The 680-nt window shown below is 66.0% G+C and carries 1 protein-coding gene; it reads right to left on the bottom strand.

The annotated features are described in order from the left end of the window. On the bottom strand, positions 1-680 hold a 680-nt coding region (locus tag AC1DU6_RS34180), incomplete at both ends, for a DsbC family protein (protein WP_477862877.1).

Below are 680 nucleotides of genomic sequence, written 5' to 3'. Positions count from 1 at the left end.
TGCTGGCCGGCGCGGCCAGGGCTTGCAGGCGCTTCTCCAACTCCACCGGACCGACGGCACCAGGGATGCGATTGCCGTCCTCCAGCAGGATGGCGGGCGTACCGTTCACATGGATCTTGCGCGACAGCGCGAGGTTGCGCTCGATGGCGGCGTCGTCGCAGGAAGCCGGTGCCTTGGCCGGCTGCTCGCCCTTGAGCATCCAGCCGAGCCAGGCATTGGCGTTGTCCTTGGCGCACCAGATCGCACGCGTCTTCTCGGGAGAGTCGCCGCCAAGGATGGGGATGAGGAAGGTATAGACCGTCACGTCCTTGAGCTCCTGCAGGCCCTTCTCGAAGCGCTTGCAGTAGCCGCAGTTGGGGTCGGCGAAGACGGCGATCCGGCGCTTGCCGCTGCCGTTCTTCCACACCAGCGCATCCTTGAATGGCAGGCTCGCGAAATCGATCCGGTTGAGCTGGGTGATGCGCTCCTCGGTCAGGTTCTTCTTGGCCTTCAGGTCGTAGAGCTCACCTTCGATGAGGAAGCTGCCGGTCGCGTCGGTATAGCGCACCTCATTGCCGATGCGGACCTCCCACAGCCCGGGCATGGGGGCCGGGCGGATCTCGTCGACCTTGGGCGCGTTGGGCATGCGCTCGGCAAGGGCCTTGCGGATGACGGCGTCGTTGGCCAGCGCGGGAAGGCTG

The organism is Roseateles sp. P5_B10, assembly GCF_056400485.1.
The sequence above is the reverse complement of the archived record's forward strand: the minus strand, read 5'-3'. Positions and strand labels throughout refer to the sequence as shown.